Consider the following 15,801-nt stretch of genomic DNA (forward strand, 5'->3'; position numbering starts at 1 on the left):
AGCGATGGGCGCCCCTTTTTAGTTTGTGCGGCTTAATGCCCGATTAATTCGCCCCGGGCACGCTGTATTGGCTGGAACGAAATGCCCCCTGTGGGAGCCGGCCTTGCCGGCGATGAGGCCGGCACAGTCACACAGCAATCGCCGGCAAGGCCGGCTCCCACAGGGGCTGTGTCGCCACACACATCGAATAAACTGATTTTTAGACGCTAATTTTTGCGCTTTTTAATCAATTTAATCGGCGTAGCATCAACTCCATCGAAACAAAACAACCCCTGACCTACCCCGGAGCAACGACCATGAAAACCAAACTGATCCTTACCCTCGCTTTCTCGGTACTGGCTGCCAACGCATTTGCCGAAGACGGTTTTGACCGTACCAACGCCCACAACTTTGCAGTTGAACAAACCCAGGCCGTCAACGTCGCAGCAGATGGTTTCGACCGCACTGGCGCAGGCAAAATTGCTGCAGACGGTTCTGATCGCACCGGTGGTGTCCGCGTCGCCGCAGACGGTTTCGACCGCACTGGCGCAGGCAAATTTGCCGCAGACGGTTTCGACCGCACCCAGGCCCACCGCATCAGCTAAACACTGACGATGTGCTTCACAGCCCGGCCTCGGCCGGGCTTAGTTGTTTCCAGGGCACGCAGGTCTTGGCACACTAGGCCATCCCTCCGCCCACAAGGCCCCCCGATGTACTACTACGAACCTGCAAAAGGCCACGGTCTGCCTCACGATCCATTCAATGCCATCGTCGGCCCGCGCCCGATTGGCTGGATCTCCTCCCACGACCGTGAAGGTCGCCTGAACCTGGCGCCGTACAGCTTCTTCAACGCCTTCAACTACATTCCGCCGATCATCGGTTTCTGCAGTGTCGGGCGCAAAGACAGCCTGAACAACATCGAGCAGACCGGCGAGTTCGCCTGGAACCTGGCCACCCGCCCATTGGCCGAAGCCATGAACCAGAGCTGCGCCGCCGTGGCGCCGGAAATCGACGAGTTTGCCTTGAGCCAACTGACCCCGGCCGCCTCGCGAGTGATTGCAGTGCCGCGCGTACTGGAAAGCCCGGTGTCGTTCGAATGCAAGGTGACCCAGATCGTGCAGCTGCAAACGGCCGCGCAGGCGCTGGTGCCGAGCTGGCTGATCCTGGGGGAAGTGGTCGCGGTGCACATTGCCGAGCACCTGCTCAAAGACGGGATCTACGACACCGCCGCCGCCGAACCGATCTTGCGCGGTGGCGGCCCGGCGGATTACTTCGAACTGGGCAACCTGTTCAAGATGCGTCGCCCGGGGATCTGAATCACCAGAGCAGTTCGCCGGCGTCGCTGACGCCGGTCAGGCGCGCCAGCTCAGCGCTGGCCGCTTCGTCGGCGTCCAAAGCGGTCTTGAAGGTCTGCCCGTCGAGCACTTTGTGAAAATGTGGTGCACCACCGGCGCCCAGGCCTTTCACGGCAATCGCGGCGCTGTAGCCACCCTCGCCCGGAACCACTGCCGATACTGCCTCGAACGACTCAAATTCTTTACGTGCCATGCCGGTTACATCCACATCGGTTGCAGGAAAGCGCGCATTCTAACCTGCCGAGGGCGCCATGAACGTCTGCAAGTCGAGGCTGTCCATCAGCCGTGTCTGCGCCAGTTCGCCGAACAGTTGCAGGCTGGGCGAGGTGAAGTAGTCGTTGAGTGCCGACTGGTCGGCCCACAGCCCCGTGAGCAACCACAGGTCGGCATCGCAGGTGGAGCGTTGCAGGCTGAAATGCAGGCAACCTGGCGTTTGCCGGCAAGGTTCGAGCAATTGTTGCAGGCGCTCACCAAGCTCGACCGAGCGGCCGGCACTGGCGCGCACGAAGGAGAGATGGCTGACCGGTTTGGATGAAGTCATGTGCGGTGCTCCTGAAGACGGCCAGAGGGAAACTGCCAGGCTGCCAAGGCTACGGGGGCAGCCGCAAGGGACGGTAGGCGATTCCTGTCGAGGACTTGCCTGATCCTGCGCGCTGCAGGATCAGGCAAGAACCCGGCAGCATCCATCTAGCGCTCGGGCTTGCACAAACCTATGCTGGCTAAGGTCCGCAGAGGAACACCTGCCCATGACAGCCCCCGAATGCCTTCATCCACCGCTTGATCCTGCGCTGGAAACCCTGCGCCAGGAGCTTGCCGACCTGATCCGTCGCCATGGCGCGGCACAAGGCGGCGGGCAATCGGCGATCGCCAACCTGTTCCTGGTGCGTTACGAAAATACCGTGCGTTCGATGCCGACACTGGCGCAGCCGGCCCTGTGCATCCTCGCCCAGGGCAGCAAGGAAGTGTGCCTGGGCGAAGAGCGCTATCTCTACGACCCGCTGCACTACATGGTGGTGTCGGTGGCCATGCCGATCAGCGGCGTGCTGCTCGAAGCCAGCCCGGAGAACCCCAGCCTGGGTATTCGCCTGGACATCGACCCGGCAGAAATCAACCACCTGATCGCCGAGGCCGGGCCCATGAGCGTGCCCTCGTTGCCCTCGGGGCGCGGTCTGTATATAGAGCGCCTGGATACGCAGTTGCTCGATGCCTTGCTGCGCATGATTCGCCTGCTGGACACGCCGAAGGATATTCCGGTGCTCGCGCCGTTGATCCGCAGGGAGATCCTCTACCGATTGCTGCGTGGCCAGCAGGGTGCGCGGCTGTATGAGATTGCCATGGCCAATACCCAGACGCACCGGGTGTGCCAGGCCATCCAGTGGCTGAACGTGCACTACCACAAGCCGCTGCGCATAGATGACCTGGCGCGGGAGGTGAACCTGAGTACGTCGACCTTGCACCACCGCTTCAAGGCGGTGACTTCGATGAGCCCGTTGCAGTATCAGAAGCAGCTGCGGTTGCAGGAAGCACGGCGCTTGATGCTCAACGATGGGCTGGAAGCCTCGGTGGCGGGGTATCGGGTGGGGTATGAAAGCCCTTCGCAGTTCAGCCGGGAATACAGCCGGCTGTATGGCGCGCCGCCGTTGCGGGATATGGCGCGATTGCGCAGTGCCCTTTGAATTGCTTTCGCCTGCATGGCAGGCGCCGCCTTTGGGAGCCCCACGGGCTCCAGCGCAGCCTGACGGCAGCGGCTACAAAAAATTGTGCAAGACCGTTACTCCTGTGGGAGCCGGCCTTGCCGGCGATGGGGGCTAAACCGCCCTCACGACATGCTTGATCTCCTGGAAGGCGCTCAGCCCCCAAGGCCCCAGCTCACGCCCAAGGCTGCTCTGCTTGTAGCCACCCCACGCGGTCTGCGGGAAGATCACCTGCGGCGCATTGATCCACACCAGCCCGGCCTGTAGCCCATTGGCTACCCGCTGCGCCGCTTGCAGATCCTGCCCCACCACACTGGCGACTAGCCCGAATTCACTGTCATTGGCCAGCCTCAACGCCTCAGCCTCATCGGCCACCCGGCGCAGGCACAGCACCGGGCCGAAAATCTCTTCGCGCCACAACGCGCTGTCCAGCGGCACCTCGGTGAACACCGTCGGTTCGACAAAGTAGCCACATGGCTGCCCCACCGGCCGTTGCCCGCCCAGCAGCAACTGTGCCCCGACGTGTACGCCTTGCTCGATATGCGCCAGCACCCGCTGATACTGGGCCTGGTTCACCAGCGGCCCCATGTCCCACTCGCCAGTGAACGGGTCACCCACGCGAATCTCGGCCACACGCTGCTTGAGCAAAGTGACGAAGTCCTCGTACAGCGCCTCGGCAATCAACACCCGGCTGGTCGCCGAGCACATCTGCCCGGCATTGAAGAAGCCGCCGGCACAGGCCAGCTCCACTGCCAATGCCAGGTCTGCCGACTCCAGCACCAGCAATGCCGACTTGCCGCCCAGCTCCAGGCTCACGCCCTTCACGGTTTCTGCCGCACGCTGCATCACCTGCACGCCGACCGCATTGCTGCCGGTGAACGAGACCTTGGCAATGCGTGGGTCACTGGCAATCGGCGCGCCGACGGCCAGCCCGGTGCCACACACCAGGTTGAACACGCCATTGGGCAAGCCCGCCTCGGCAATGATCGCCGCCAGCTCCAGCTCGGCCAGCGGCGTGACTTCCGAAGGTTTGAGCACCACGCAACAACCAGCCGCCAAGGCCGGCGCCAGCTTCCAGGCGGTGGTCACCATCGGGAAGTTCCACGGCACGATCAGGCCGACGACACCGCACGGCTCGCGGCGCACGCGGGCAACGAAATCGTCAGTCGGCAAGGCCACGTCGACGTCCAGGCCAGCTACTTCGGCCAGCCCGGCGTAGTAGTCGAAGGTCGCAATCACATCATCGACATCCATCCCCGCTTCGCCCAGCGGCTTGCCGTTGTTGCTCGACTGCAGCTCGATCAGGCGCTCACGCCGTGCTTCGACCCCACGGGCAATGCTGCGCAAGACTTCAGCGCGTTGCGCGCCGCTGGTGCTCGACCAACCGGCGAATGCCTGCTGGGCAGCCAAGGCTGCGCGCTCCACTGCCTGCGCATCACCACCGGCAACCTGCGCCAGCGGCTGCTCATTGCTCGGGTTGGTCACTGCCAGCAACTGCGGGCCATGCTGCCAGGCACCATCGATGTACAGGCCCGCGACCGTCTGGTTGAGGGCGATCATGCGTTCACCGCCTTCGTCCATTGGTTCTGGTCGATCTCGATCAGGGTCGGGCCCTGGCGATCACTGGCCTGGCGCAGCGCTTCGCGCAGTTGCTCGACGCCCTGCACCGCCTCGGCGGCGCAACCCAGGGCCTTGGCCACACCGACGAAGTCCGGGGTGTGGATGTCCACACCCACCGGTTCGATGGCGCGGTTGACCATGTACTTCTTGATCTCTTCGTAGCCCTGGTTATTCCACAGCAGCACGATCAATGGCACCTGCGCTTCCACTGCACTGGCCAGCTCCGGCAGGGTGAACTGCAAGCCACCATCGCCGATCAGGCACACCGCCGGCAGGCGCTTGCCCGGCTCGGCGGCGCTGCCCAGCCAGGCGCCCATGGCAGCCGGCAAGGCATAGCCGAGGGTGCCGTAGCCGGTGGAAGCGTTGAACCAGCGACGCGGGTGGTCGAGGTCCAGGGTCAGGTTGCCGGTGTACACCGGCTGGGTCGAATCGCCGACCAGGACCGCGTTGGGCAGGGTATCGAGGATGGTGTTGAGGAACAGCGTCTGCGCCTGCATGGCCGGGTCCCATTCGCCCGCCAGCACTTCGCGCAAGCGCGTGGCCCGCGCAACGCCCCAATCGGCGGCGCGTACGGGTGCCGGCAGCTCGGCCAGGGCTTGCAGCACGGCCTGGGTGGCGAGTTCGGCATCGGCGACCATGGCCACCTTGGGCGGGTAGTTGCGTACGGTCTGGTCCGGGTCGATGTCGATGCGCAGCAGCGTACCGGGGATCTCGAAGCCGCCCTTGAAGGTGATGTCGTAGTCGGTTTCCGCCAGCTCGGTGCCGATTGCCAGCACCACGTCGGCCTCACACACCAGTGCGCGGGTGGCGACCAGCGACTGGGTCGAGCCGATCAGCAGCGGGTGCTTGGCAGGCAACATGCCCTTGGCATTGATGGTCAGGGCAACGGGTGCTTGCAGGTAGTCGGCCAGGCGCGTCAGCGCAGCGCTGGCGTCGATGGCGCCGCCGCCAGCAAGAATCAACGGGCGACGGGCAGACGCCAACAGCGCAGCCATCTTCGCCGCGGCTGCCGGTGCAGCACCGGCACGCTCGATGTGAATTGGCGCGCAATCGAGCAGATGGTCTGCGTCTTCCACCAGCACATCCAGCGGGATCTCGATATGCACCGGGCGTGGGCGTGCGCCCTCGAACACGGCGAAGGCTCGCGCCAGCACGGCGGGCAGGTCGTCGGCCGACATCAGGGTATGGGAAAACGCCGTCACCCCGGCCACCAGGTTGCTCTGCGCCGGCAGCTCATGCAGCTTGCCGCGCCCGCCACCCAGCGCGTTGCGCGATTGCACGCTGGAGATCACCAGCATAGGGATCGAGTCGGCGTAGGCCTGGCCCATGGCGGTGGTGATGTTGGTCATGCCCGGGCCGGTGATGATGAAGCAGACGCCCGGCTTGACGCGGGTCCGCGCATAGCCGTCAGCCATGAAGCCTGCGCCTTGCTCATGGCGCGGGGTGATGTGGCGGATGCTGGAGCGCGCCAGGCCACGGTAGAGCTCGACGGTGTGCACGCCGGGGATCCCGAACACATGGTCGACGCCATAGCCTTCAAGGAGTTTTACCAGTACTTCGCCGCATGTGGCCATGTTCGTCTGCCTGTGATTGTTCTGGAACAAGGCTGCATTGGACCGCCGGGCGGCTACCGGCACAATGCAAAAATCCTCATACTAGCCATGTCTCCTGATCATGGCTCAAGCACATGAAACGTCTCCCGCCGCTGCCCGCCCTGCACACCTTCCTGGTCACCGCCCAGTGCTGCAATTTCACCCGTGCGGCGCAGCAACTGCACATCACCCAGGGTGCCGTCAGCCGGCAGATTGCCGGGCTGGAAGAGCACCTGGGCTATGCGCTGTTCGTGCGCCAGGCGCGAGGCTTGAGCCTGACCCGCGAAGGTCAGGACTGGCTGCCGCGGGTGCAGCAGGTGTTTGCCTTGATCGAGGAAGGCGTGCAGCAGGTGGGGGCGAAAAATGCCACCTTGCAGATCAAGGCGCCGACCTGCGTGATGCGCTGGTTGCTGCCGCGCCTGATGGAGTGGCAGGCCCTGCGCCCGGACGTGCCGGTAGAGCTGACCACCACCATGCACTACGGCGTGGATTTTCGTCATGAGGCGTTTGATGCGGCAGTGGTGTATGGCGTGCCGCCCAATCATGGCGTGCAGGTGCTGAAGCTGTTTGATGAGCAACTGACGCCGGTGTGTTCAGCGCAGTTGCTGGCAGGCCCGCTGCCACTGCGTGAAGTCGCGGACCTGGAGCATCACCTGTTGCTGCACCCGGAGCGTAACGAGCGGGACTGGCAGATGTGGCTGGCTGCTGCGGGAGGTGAACTGCCACAAACGGGCAAGCGCCAGCATTTCGAGACACTCGACATGGCGATGTCGATGGCGTCCCAGGGCAATGGCGTGGCGATTGGTGACTGGGCATTGATTGGCGAAGACTTGCGCAATGGGCGGCTGGTGATGCCGTTCGATCTGCGCGTGCCGACTGGCAAGGGTTACTACCTGGTCCGGCCACCCCGGGCGGATTCGCCGGGGTTGCTGGAGTTGTTGGGGTGGTTGTGTGATCAGGTCAATACCCAACCGTGAACCGCTGCCGCGAATGGGCCGGTTTCTCGACTTCATCCAGCATCGCAATGGCGTAGTCGGCAAAACTGATCCAGCTGCGACCATCACTGCCAAACAGCAGGTGATCCTTGCCCAGCACGTAGGCCCCGGTACGCGGGCCTTCAACAAATTCCGCCGACGGCGACAGGAAGGTCCAATCCAGTTGCCTCTCCTGGCGCAAGTCATCGAGGAACTGACTGCCGGCAGACGCTTCAGCCTTGTAGGCCTCCGGGAAATCCGGGGTATCAATCACCCGCCCTCCCGACGGCAGCAACAGGCTACCGGCCCCACCCACAACCAACAGACGCCGCACCCCGGCTTTCTTCACCGGCTCGACGATCAAGCGGGCCGGGATCGGCGCAAAATGCGCGGCGCTCAACACCACATCACTGCCCGCCACCGCCTCCTGCAATGCAGCACCATCCTGTACATCCAGCGTCTTGAACGTAACCCCATCCCGCTCATACAAGTGCGGCGCTTTGCGGGCGATAGCCACCACGCTGTGGCCACGGCGCAACGCCTCTTCCAGCAACTGGCTGCCGGCACGCCCGGTGGCGCCGATAATTGCGATCTTGCTCATGGAAAACCTCCGATCAGGATTGAACGACACTTACCACTTCATTTCGCCCTTGGCGACCTTGGCACCCAGCTCCAGCGAGCTTTCTTCACCCAGGCCCGGATAACGCTGTTTCATTGCGCCGATCAGTTCGGCCGAGGTGGCCGCCTTCGCGGTTTCTTCATCAAATGCACGGATATAGCCGGCGGTGAACTTCACGGCCGCCAGCGACTGGCTGCTGCTACCCAGGTAATGCCCTGGCACGACGGTGCGCGGCGCCAACTGCTCGATACGCTGAAGGGTCGCGAGCCAGTCCTGATGCGACTTGGCCGATTGCGTATCAGCCATCCACACGTGCAGGTTCTCTGCCACCACCACGCCACCGACGACCGCCTTGATCGACGCAATCCACACAAAGCTGCGATCTGGCTGCGGCCCGTCCAGGCCAAGCACTTCCAGGGTTTGGCCTTCCAGGGTCAGGGTATTGCCCTTGAGTACCTGCGGCACGATCACCTGCTCAGGTTTGTCGGCCCCCATCTGCGGGCCCCAGTAGGCCAGCTTGGCATCCTTGGTCTGCTGGATGTGCTCGACCGTCGCCTGCGAGGCCACGACCTTGGCGTCTGGATAGGCGCGGGTCAGGGTCTGCAAACCGAAGTAATAGTCCGGGTCGCCATGGCTGATATAGATGGTGGTCAGGTGCTTGCCAGCGGCACGCAGCTTCTGCACCACCTGCTCGGCCTGGGCCTTGCCGAACTGGGCGTCGACCAGGATCGCATCGCGCTTGCCACTGATGATCACCGAACTGACCGGGAACAGCGCGTTGGTGCCCGGGTTGTAGACATCCAGGGTCAGTGCCGGCTCGGCGGCCGACGCCTGGGTCATCACGCCTGCGGTGGCAGCGGCCAGCAGCAGGCGGCGCAAAGAAGCAAATCGAGACATCGGGCGGTTCCTATGAAGGGGGATCGATGGCGTGAAGCTTAGTTGCACGATCCGTCACAAAAAATGCGATGCTTGAACATAGTTTGTTTCTGAAATCGGGCAAATCATGGACCGTCTCACTGCAATGCGGGTCTTCGTCACTGTCGTCGACCTGGGCAGCCAATCGGCTGCCGCCGACCACCTGGACATGTCGCGCCCGGTTATCTCGCGCTACCTGGCGGAACTGGAAGACTGGGTCGGCGCCCGCTTGATGCAACGCACCACGCGCAAGTTGAGCCTGACTGCGGCAGGGGCCGAGACATTGCCGCGTTGCCGGCAGATGATCGAACTGGCGGGCGACCTCAAGGCTGCCGTCAGTACCCCGGATGAAGCCCCGCGCGGTGAGCTGCGGATCAGTGTCAGCACCTCGTTCGGCCAGGCGCAGCTGGTACAGGCTATTGCCGAGTATGTGCAGCGCTACCCGGGGGTGAAGGTCGATCTGCAGATGCTCGATCGCACGGTCAACCTGGTGGATGAGCGCATCGACCTGGCGATTCGCACCAGCAACGACCTCGACCCGAACCTGATCGCTCGCCGGCTCAGCGTCTGCCGCTCGGTGATCTGCGCATCGCCCGGCTACCTGAAGCGCTACCCGGCGCCGCAGCAGGTACAGGAACTGAGCCAGCACAATTGCCTGACGCACTCCTATTTCGGCCGCAGCCTCTGGCATTTCGAGGTGGCCGGCGAGCCGGTCTCCGTGCCGGTGCAAGGCAACATTAGCGCCAACGAAGCCATGACCCTGCAACGTGCCGCACTGGCGGGCGCCGGCGTGGCGATGCTGCCGACCTACCAGGCGGCCGAAGCGCTGCGCAGCGGGGAGCTGATCCGCCTGCTGCCACATGCCAAGCCCCGCGAACTGAACCTCAATGCCGTGTACACCTCGCGCAAGCACATGCCAGCGACCCTGCGCAGCATGCTCGACTTTCTGGCTGAGCGCTTCACCGCCGAACCGCTCTGGGACCACGACCTCTAGCTGGCCAGCGCAGGCCCCGTGGCTGGACTATGCTGGTGGTAGAACAAGCGTGCGGGTTGCAGGAGGGATGCGTCATGACCCTGAGATCCAGAAAGTGTGCCACCGTGTTCGCCATCGCCGCCGTGGTCGGGCTGTATGCCGCTGCGGCCTACCGGGTCGAGCAAGTGCGCAATCAACCGTATTCAGCCGCCAGTTGCAGCCTGGCGCACTGCGTGCCGCATACCGCGACCCTCAGTGCGTTGCGCTAGCCACAGCGGGCTCGCGGCGACGAAAGTCACGCGGTGAGACCCCGGTCAGGCGGCGGAAGAAGCGCGAGAAATACGCCGGGTCGGCAAAGCCCAGGCTGTCTGCCAGCTGATTGATCGTCAGGCTGGTGTAGATCAGGTCGCGCTTGGCTTCCAGCAGCAACCGCTGGTGGATGATCTGCAAGGCCGACTGCCCTGCCAGTTCACGGCACAGGGTGTTCAATGTCGCCACCGAAACCCCCACCTGATGCGCCAGTTGCTCGACACTCGGCTGCTGGCGGAAACCCCGCTCCACCAACTGATTGAAACGCTGCAACTGTTCGCGGCCACGCTCGGTGATCTGTGCCCCGGCGCTGCGTTGCAACTGCCGACGCGCAACCCATACCACCAGCAGGTTGATCAGCGAACGCAGTTGCAGGTCGCGGCCCGGCTGGTGCTGTTGGTACTCAAGCTGCAAGGTACTGAACAGGCTGTTGAGGTAAACGGCATCCCCTTCGGCCAGGTAGCTGCGGGCCTGGCTCAAGGGCGCTGAACCACCGCCCAGTTGCTGGTGCAGCAGCTCGACCAGCGGCGCCGCCAGGGTCACCACGTAGCCGTCGATGTCCTCGGAAAACCGAAAGCCGTGTACGCACAAGGCCGGCACCACCTGGATCGCCGCTTCGTCCAGCACCCGCACCTGCCCTTCCAGCTCGACCTGCGCCTGGCCCTTATAAAGGAACAACAGTTGGTACAGGTCGGCGTGCCGATGCGGCTCGATCTCCCAGTGGTGCAGGCGGCTGCGCGCCGGGATCGACTCGCTGTGCAGCAAGTCCGGCGTAGGCCACTCCAGGGCGTCGCCATACAGCTTGAACACTGGAATCGTCGCTTTGCTCATGCCTGACAGCCCTCCGCCGGCGTTGTCCGATAACCGCACCTATTCGTGAAAAGTACCGCTTTGCTGGGTGTTTGTCCCTTCTTGCTTGCCGCTCATAAGCGAAAAATGCAGGCACACCAACAACAAGATGCGCTCACCATGAAGACGCAAGTAGCAATTATCGGTGCCGGCCCTTCCGGTCTGCTGCTCGGCCAACTGCTGCACAAGGCCGGCATTTCCAACATCATCGTCGAACGCCAAAGCGCTGAGTATGTGCTGGGGCGCATTCGCGCCGGGGTGCTTGAACAGGGCATGGTCGACCTGCTGCGCGAAGCCGGCGTCAGCCAGCGCATGGAGGCCGAAGGCCTGCCGCACAGTGGCTTCGAACTGGCCTTCGATGGCCGCCGCGAACATATCGACCTCAAGGGCCTGACCGGCGGCCAGGGCGTGATGATCTACGGCCAGACCGAAGTCACCCGCGACCTGATGGGCGCCCGCGAAGCCAGTGGCGCTATCACGATCTACCAGGCTGACAACGTCCGCCCGCACGGGATGAAGTCTGCCGAACCCTACCTGACCTTCGAAAAGGATGGCGTCGCACAGCGCATCGACTGTGACTATATCGCCGGCTGCGACGGCTACCACGGTGTCGCCCGGCAATCGATCCCGGCCGATACGCTGAAGGTCTTCGAGCGGGTCTACCCCTTTGGCTGGCTGGGTATCCTGGCGGATACGCCGCCAGTCAGCGATGAACTGGTGTACGCCCGTCACGAGCGCGGCTTCGCCCTGTGCAGCATGCGCTCACCGACACGTACCCGGTATTACGTGCAGGTGTCGGCCGAAGAGAAGGTCGAGGACTGGCCCGATGAGCGTTTCTGGGACGAACTCAAATCGCGGCTGCCGGCCGAGCTTGCCGAACGCATGGTTACCGGCCCGTCCATCGAGAAAAGCATCGCGCCGCTGCGCAGCTTCGTGGTCGAGCCGATGCAGTACGGTCGCCTGTTCCTGGTCGGGGACGCCGCACACATCGTCCCGCCAACCGGCGCCAAGGGCCTGAACCTGGCGGCCAGCGATGTCAGCACGCTGTACAACATCCTGCGCAAGGTCTACACCGAAGGCCGCAGCGACTTGCTGGAGAAATACTCGGCCATCTGCCTGCGACGGATCTGGAAAGCCGAGCGGTTTTCCTGGTGGATGACCTCGATGCTGCACCGCTTCCCGGACAGCGATGCCTTCAGCCAACGCATCCAACACACCGAGCTGGACTACTTCGTCAGCTCCGAGGCGGGGCGCAAGACCCTGGCGGAAAATTATGTGGGCCTGCCATACGAGTCTATCGAAGACGCTTAGCAAGCTATCGAGTACACTGTCGAGCACCTGCTCCCGCTGCATCAGTGGCGGGATTCACTTGCCTTCGAGCTGCTCGTGAACCAACTCACTACGCCCCAACCTGCTGTGCGCACGGTATTGGCCGCCTTGATGCTGGCGATTTTCCTCGGCGCGCTGGACCAGACCATCGTCGCCGTGTCGATGCCGGCGATTTCCGCCCAGTTCAATGATGTCGCCCTGCTTGCCTGGGTGATCTCCGGGTACATGGTCGCGATGACCGTGGCGGTGCCGATCTACGGCAAGCTCGGCGACCTGTATGGGCGACGCCGGATGATCCTCATCGGCACGGCGCTGTTTACCCTGGCCTCGGTGTTCTGCGCGCTGGCGCAGAACATGGAACAGCTGGTGCTGGCGCGGGTGCTGCAGGGGGTTGGCGCGGGCGGGATGATTTCAGTCAGCCAGGCGATCATTGGCGACCTGGTGCCACCGCGTGAACGCGGACGCTATCAAGGCTATTTCAGCAGCATGTATGCCCTGGCCAGCGTGGCCGGCCCGGTGCTGGGCGGGGTGCTCACCGAGTACCTGTCGTGGCGCTGGGTGTTCTGGCTGAACCTGCCGCTCGGGCTGGGCGCCTGGTGGGTGACCCGCTACAGCCTGCGCGGCCTGGCGACCCCGCAACGCCAGGCAAAAGTCGACTACCCCGGCGCCGTCCTGCTGATCTTCGGCCTTGGCGCATTGCTGCTCGGCATCACCCTGATCGGTCAGGGCCAGGCCGTGCAATCAGGCCCCGTGGCCAGCCTGCTGCTGGCCGCCGTGTTTGGCCTGACGGTCTTCATCCTTCAGGAGCGGCGTGCCGCAGAACCCCTGCTACCGTTGAAACTGTTCAACAACCGGGTGGCGGTGCTGTGCTGGTGCACGATCTTCTTCACCAGCTTCCAGGCTATCTCGCTGACCATGCTGATGCCGCTGCGCTATCAGAGCATCACTGGGGCCGGGGCCGACAGCGCGGCCCTGCACCTGCTGCCATTGGCGATTGGCTTGCCGATCGGCGCCTACTGTGGCGGGCGCCTGACTACCCTGACCGGACGTTTCAAGCCGCAGATCCTCGGCGGTGCGCTGCTGATGCCGTTCGCCATTGTCGGCATGGCCTTCAGCCCGCCGCAGGCCATATGGTTCAGTGGAGTGTTCATGCTGTTGACCGGGATCGCTTCGGGCCTGCAATTCCCGACCTCGCTGGTTGCTACGCAAAGTGCCGTGCAAGCCCAGGACATCGGCGTGGCCACCAGCACCACCAACCTGTTCCGCTCGCTCGGCGGGGCCATGGGGGTGGCGTGCATGTCGGCGCTGTTGCTGGCGATGTTGCAGGATGGCGGCCTGAGCCTGGCCGGCGAAGCGCTGCTCGGCAGCCTGAAGACCGGTGAAGCGACAGCAGCGGTTCAGCTGGAACTGCTGAGCACCTTCCGCAATCTATTGCTGGGCAGTGCGGCGGTTTCGCTGCTGGGTTTATCTGCCGCCCTGGCACTGCCCAATGGTGAATTGCGCGGTCATTAAGAGAGATGCACACACTTTAACAATCGCTCACAAATGCTCAATTGCGCAGTGCGGGGCTCAAGCGCAGCATATCCAGCCCTGCTTCGACCCACTTGTCGGCGTCTTTTTGCAGTTCGAAACTGTCTGGCAGCAGCAACCAACGGCTGATCAGGCCGTCAATATAGGCATACATCGCCACCGCAGCACGCTCAGGGTTGAGGTCGCTCGGCAATTGCCCACGCTTCACTGCATTGCCCAGTGTCAGCATGATGTCACGGTGACAATCCAGGGTAGAGGTCTGGCGCTGCTGGCGAATGTCACACATGTCATCGGTGAACTCGCACTTGTGGTGGAGGATTTCATTGATGCGCCGGGTTTTCGGGTCCAGGACGATCTGCTGCATCAGTTGCACCAGCAACTGCCGCATGCAGCCAAGCGGGTCGGGTTCTTCCTCGCTCTCGCTGGCCCGGGCCAGGGCTGCCAGTGGTTCACGCAGGCTGTCGAGCATGGCCTGTACCAGCTCGGCCTTGTTGTTGAAGTGCCAGTAGATGGCGCCGCGGGTGACCCCGGCCAGTTGTGCAATGTCCGCCAGGGTCGTACGAGCGACCCCGCGATTGTAAAAAGCTTTTTCAGCAGCCTCGAGGATTTGGCTACGGGTTTCCTGAGCTTCCTCTTTGGTTCTACGGACCATGGCAGTACAACCTCATCAAGACCTGACGCGCTGTTGGCATCGGGGTTCTAAGCCGGTGCAGCCTTTGGCAGAAGGCCCCCGGATGACTTTATTCGCTCTACCCGGGTCATGCTGGACCACAAGAGAGGTGTTTACAAACAACCATGAATGTAAGTATATTCGTTAGTAAGCTACTTATCCACTCAGAATGGTTTTTTCTGACATCCCGTTTCCATTACTCTTGAGCGTCTTCAGCTCTTTCTGACCCGAGGATCTTCATGCAATTCAAGCCAGCTGTTACCGCTCTGGTTTCCGCCGTCGCCCTGGCAACCCTGCTCAGCGGCTGTAAAAAGGAAGAAGCGGCGCCTGTGGCGCAGGTTCCTCAGGTCGGCGTCGTAACCCTGCAAACACAAGCCTATACCCTCACCTCCGACCTGCCGGGGCGCACTACTGCGTTCCGTGTTGCCGAGGTTCGTCCTCAGGTGAATGGCATCATTCTCAAGCGCCTGTTCAAAGAAGGCAGCGATGTAAAAGAAGGCCAGCAGCTCTACCAGATCGACCCGTCGGTGTACGAGGCGACCCTGGGCAGCGCCCAGGCCAACCTGCAATCAACCCGTTCGCTGTCCGAGCGCTACAAGCAACTGGTTGCCGAACAGGCGGTCAGCCGTCAGGAATACGACGACGCGCAAGCCAAACGTTTGCAGGCTGAAGCCAGCCTGAAAAGCGCCCAGATCGACCTGCGCTACACCAAGGTCATGGCCCCGATCAGCGGCCGTGTCGGCCGTTCTTCGGTCACCGAAGGTGCACTGGTAAGCAACGGCCAGACCGATGCCATGGCAACCATCCAGCAGCTCGACCCGATCTACGTCGACGTGACCCAGTCTTCCGCCGAGCTGCTCAAGCTGCGTCGCGAGCTGGAAAGCGGCCAACTGCAAAAAGTGGGTGCCAACGCCGCCCAGGTCAAGCTGGTGCTCGAAGACGGCAGTCAATATGCCCACGAAGGCCGCCTGGAGTTCTCCGAAGTGTCGGTCGACCAGACCACCGGTTCGGTCACCCTGCGCGCCGTGTTCCCCAACCCTGACCACAACCTGCTGCCAGGCATGTTCGTCCACGCCCTGCTCGGCGCCGGCGTCAACAGCGCCGCGATCCTCGCCCCGCAACAAGGCGTGACCCGCGACCTGAAAGGCCAGCCAACCGCACTGGTGGTCAACCAGGAGAACAAGGTCGAGCTGCGTCAACTGAAGGCTAGCCGCACCGTTGGCAGCGACTGGCTGATCGAGGAAGGCTTGAACCCGGGTGATCGCCTGATCACCGAAGGTCTGCAATTCGTCAAACCTGGGGTTGAAGTCAAGGCCAACCCGGCCACCAACGTCAAGTCTGCCCAGCCAACCCAGGCCAATGCTGCAACTGCAGGGGCCAAAGGGGAATAAAC

The 15,801-nt window shown here is 63.1% G+C and carries 17 protein-coding genes; 9 read left to right on the forward strand and 8 right to left on the reverse strand.

The window, feature by feature from the left end; translation table 11 throughout:
- The first annotated feature begins 296 nt into the window (after positions 1 to 296).
- Positions 297 to 584, forward strand: a complete 288-nt coding sequence (locus tag M5G11_RS05370; protein WP_273910884.1) for a hypothetical protein — start codon at positions 297 to 299, stop codon at positions 582 to 584.
- A 105-nt stretch (positions 585 to 689) separates the two neighbouring features.
- Positions 690 to 1,295, forward strand: coding sequence for a flavin reductase family protein (locus tag M5G11_RS05375; RefSeq protein ID WP_273910885.1), 606 nt, complete (start codon positions 690 to 692; stop codon positions 1,293 to 1,295).
- Position 1,296: 1 nt separating this feature from the next.
- Here M5G11_RS05375 and M5G11_RS05380 read toward each other — a convergent pair whose 3' ends face one another.
- Together M5G11_RS05380 and M5G11_RS05385 are read right to left on the reverse strand one after the other, a co-directional pair.
- Positions 1,297 to 1,527 carry a hypothetical protein gene (locus M5G11_RS05380; protein ID WP_273910887.1) on the reverse strand — a complete coding sequence of 77 codons (231 nt, stop codon included), beginning with the start codon at positions 1,525 to 1,527 and terminating at the stop codon, positions 1,297 to 1,299.
- 39 nt (positions 1,528 to 1,566) lie between these two features.
- On the reverse strand, positions 1,567 to 1,875 hold the full coding sequence (locus M5G11_RS05385; RefSeq protein WP_273910888.1) for a putative quinol monooxygenase: 309 nt from the start codon (positions 1,873 to 1,875) through the stop codon (positions 1,567 to 1,569).
- 205 nt (positions 1,876 to 2,080) lie between these two features.
- Here M5G11_RS05385 and M5G11_RS05390 point away from each other — a divergent pair, with 205 nt between their 5' ends.
- On the forward strand, positions 2,081 to 3,010 hold the full coding sequence (locus tag M5G11_RS05390) for an AraC family transcriptional regulator (RefSeq protein WP_273910889.1): 930 nt from the start codon (positions 2,081 to 2,083) through the stop codon (positions 3,008 to 3,010).
- A 132-nt stretch (positions 3,011 to 3,142) separates the two neighbouring features.
- Here M5G11_RS05390 and M5G11_RS05395 read toward each other — a convergent pair whose 3' ends face one another.
- Positions 3,143 to 4,609: an aldehyde dehydrogenase family protein gene (locus tag M5G11_RS05395; protein WP_420793884.1), complete on the reverse strand. Its 1,467-nt coding sequence runs from the start codon at positions 4,607 to 4,609 to the stop codon at positions 3,143 to 3,145.
- A complete protein-coding gene (locus M5G11_RS05400) occupies positions 4,585 to 6,222 on the reverse strand; it encodes a 5-guanidino-2-oxopentanoate decarboxylase (RefSeq protein WP_273910891.1) in 1,638 nt (545 codons plus the stop codon). The genes M5G11_RS05395 and M5G11_RS05400 overlap by 25 nt, the downstream gene beginning before the upstream one ends.
- Before the next feature lie 113 nt (positions 6,223 to 6,335).
- On the opposite strand from M5G11_RS05400, the gene M5G11_RS05405 reads away from it, so the two are divergent.
- A complete protein-coding gene (locus tag M5G11_RS05405) occupies positions 6,336 to 7,217 on the forward strand; it encodes a LysR substrate-binding domain-containing protein (protein ID WP_273910892.1) in 882 nt (293 codons plus the stop codon).
- Here M5G11_RS05405 and M5G11_RS05410 read toward each other — a convergent pair.
- A complete protein-coding gene (locus M5G11_RS05410; protein WP_273910893.1) occupies positions 7,201 to 7,815 on the reverse strand; it encodes an NAD(P)-dependent oxidoreductase in 615 nt (204 codons plus the stop codon). The genes M5G11_RS05405 and M5G11_RS05410 overlap by 17 nt on opposite strands.
- A 30-nt stretch (positions 7,816 to 7,845) precedes the next feature.
- Complete coding sequence (locus M5G11_RS05415; protein WP_273910894.1) at positions 7,846 to 8,730, reverse strand: MBL fold metallo-hydrolase; 885 nt, start codon at positions 8,728 to 8,730, stop codon at positions 7,846 to 7,848.
- Positions 8,731 to 8,836: 106 nt separating this feature from the next.
- On the opposite strand from M5G11_RS05415, the gene M5G11_RS05420 reads away from it, so the two are divergent.
- Together M5G11_RS05420 and M5G11_RS05425 are read left to right on the forward strand one after the other, a co-directional pair.
- Positions 8,837 to 9,742 carry a LysR family transcriptional regulator gene (locus M5G11_RS05420; RefSeq protein ID WP_273910895.1) on the forward strand — a complete coding sequence of 302 codons (906 nt, stop codon included), beginning with the start codon at positions 8,837 to 8,839 and terminating at the stop codon, positions 9,740 to 9,742.
- Between the two features lie 74 nt (positions 9,743 to 9,816).
- Positions 9,817 to 9,990, forward strand: a complete 174-nt coding sequence (locus M5G11_RS05425) for a hypothetical protein (RefSeq protein ID WP_273910897.1) — start codon at positions 9,817 to 9,819, stop codon at positions 9,988 to 9,990.
- Here the strand turns inward: M5G11_RS05425 and M5G11_RS05430 are convergent.
- Positions 9,974 to 10,861 carry a helix-turn-helix domain-containing protein gene (locus tag M5G11_RS05430; protein WP_273910899.1) on the reverse strand — a complete coding sequence of 296 codons (888 nt, stop codon included), beginning with the start codon at positions 10,859 to 10,861 and terminating at the stop codon, positions 9,974 to 9,976. The two genes, M5G11_RS05425 and M5G11_RS05430, sit on opposite strands and share 17 nt — an antisense overlap.
- A 138-nt stretch (positions 10,862 to 10,999) precedes the next feature.
- Between M5G11_RS05430 and pobA the strand changes: the two genes are divergently transcribed.
- Positions 11,000 to 12,190 carry a 4-hydroxybenzoate 3-monooxygenase gene (gene pobA, locus M5G11_RS05435; protein WP_273910900.1) on the forward strand — a complete coding sequence of 397 codons (1,191 nt, stop codon included), beginning with the start codon at positions 11,000 to 11,002 and terminating at the stop codon, positions 12,188 to 12,190.
- 129 nt (positions 12,191 to 12,319) lie between these two features.
- Positions 12,320 to 13,720, forward strand: coding sequence for an MDR family MFS transporter (locus M5G11_RS05440; protein ID WP_273910964.1), 1,401 nt, complete (start codon positions 12,320 to 12,322; stop codon positions 13,718 to 13,720).
- Between the two features lie 37 nt (positions 13,721 to 13,757).
- Here the strand turns inward: M5G11_RS05440 and M5G11_RS05445 are convergent, their stop codons facing one another.
- Positions 13,758 to 14,390, reverse strand: a complete 633-nt coding sequence (locus M5G11_RS05445; protein WP_273910902.1) for a TetR family transcriptional regulator — start codon at positions 14,388 to 14,390, stop codon at positions 13,758 to 13,760.
- Between the two features lie 257 nt (positions 14,391 to 14,647).
- Between M5G11_RS05445 and M5G11_RS05450 the strand changes: the two genes are divergently transcribed.
- Positions 14,648 to 15,799, forward strand: coding sequence for an efflux RND transporter periplasmic adaptor subunit (locus M5G11_RS05450; protein ID WP_273910903.1), 1,152 nt, complete (start codon positions 14,648 to 14,650; stop codon positions 15,797 to 15,799).
- Positions 15,800 to 15,801: the final 2 nt, after the last annotated feature.

It is taken from the genome of Pseudomonas fontis, from assembly GCF_028656955.1.
In the GTDB taxonomy this organism is placed as follows: Bacteria; Pseudomonadota; Gammaproteobacteria; order Pseudomonadales; family Pseudomonadaceae; genus Aquipseudomonas; species Aquipseudomonas fontis.

Excerpts from the sequence above, each read along its gene's own strand:
- M5G11_RS05405 (WP_273910892.1), top strand. The coding sequence starts at position 6,336 with ATGAAACGTCTCCCGCCGCTGCCCGCCCTGCACACCTTCCTGGTCACC.
- M5G11_RS05375 (WP_273910885.1), top strand. The coding sequence starts at position 690 with ATGTACTACTACGAACCTGCAAAAGGCCACGGTCTGCCTCACGATCCA.
- M5G11_RS05450 (WP_273910903.1), top strand. The coding sequence starts at position 14,648 with ATGCAATTCAAGCCAGCTGTTACCGCTCTGGTTTCCGCCGTCGCCCTG.
- M5G11_RS05445 (WP_273910902.1), bottom strand. The coding sequence starts at position 14,390 with ATGGTCCGTAGAACCAAAGAGGAAGCTCAGGAAACCCGTAGCCAAATC.
- M5G11_RS05410 (WP_273910893.1), bottom strand. The coding sequence starts at position 7,815 with ATGAGCAAGATCGCAATTATCGGCGCCACCGGGCGTGCCGGCAGCCAG.
- M5G11_RS05400 (WP_273910891.1), bottom strand. The coding sequence starts at position 6,222 with ATGGCCACATGCGGCGAAGTACTGGTAAAACTCCTTGAAGGCTATGGC.
- M5G11_RS05395 (WP_420793884.1), bottom strand. The coding sequence starts at position 4,609 with ATGGACGAAGGCGGTGAACGCATGATCGCCCTCAACCAGACGGTCGCG.
- M5G11_RS05420 (WP_273910895.1), top strand. The coding sequence starts at position 8,837 with ATGGACCGTCTCACTGCAATGCGGGTCTTCGTCACTGTCGTCGACCTG.
- M5G11_RS05440 (WP_273910964.1), top strand. The coding sequence starts at position 12,320 with ATGCTGGCGATTTTCCTCGGCGCGCTGGACCAGACCATCGTCGCCGTG.
- M5G11_RS05415 (WP_273910894.1), bottom strand. The coding sequence starts at position 8,730 with ATGTCTCGATTTGCTTCTTTGCGCCGCCTGCTGCTGGCCGCTGCCACC.
- M5G11_RS05390 (WP_273910889.1), top strand. The coding sequence starts at position 2,081 with ATGACAGCCCCCGAATGCCTTCATCCACCGCTTGATCCTGCGCTGGAA.
- M5G11_RS05380 (WP_273910887.1), bottom strand. The coding sequence starts at position 1,527 with ATGGCACGTAAAGAATTTGAGTCGTTCGAGGCAGTATCGGCAGTGGTT.
- M5G11_RS05430 (WP_273910899.1), bottom strand. The coding sequence starts at position 10,861 with ATGAGCAAAGCGACGATTCCAGTGTTCAAGCTGTATGGCGACGCCCTG.
- M5G11_RS05425 (WP_273910897.1), top strand. The coding sequence starts at position 9,817 with ATGACCCTGAGATCCAGAAAGTGTGCCACCGTGTTCGCCATCGCCGCC.
- pobA (WP_273910900.1), top strand. The coding sequence starts at position 11,000 with ATGAAGACGCAAGTAGCAATTATCGGTGCCGGCCCTTCCGGTCTGCTG.
- M5G11_RS05370 (WP_273910884.1), top strand. The coding sequence starts at position 297 with ATGAAAACCAAACTGATCCTTACCCTCGCTTTCTCGGTACTGGCTGCC.
- M5G11_RS05385 (WP_273910888.1), bottom strand. The coding sequence starts at position 1,875 with ATGACTTCATCCAAACCGGTCAGCCATCTCTCCTTCGTGCGCGCCAGT.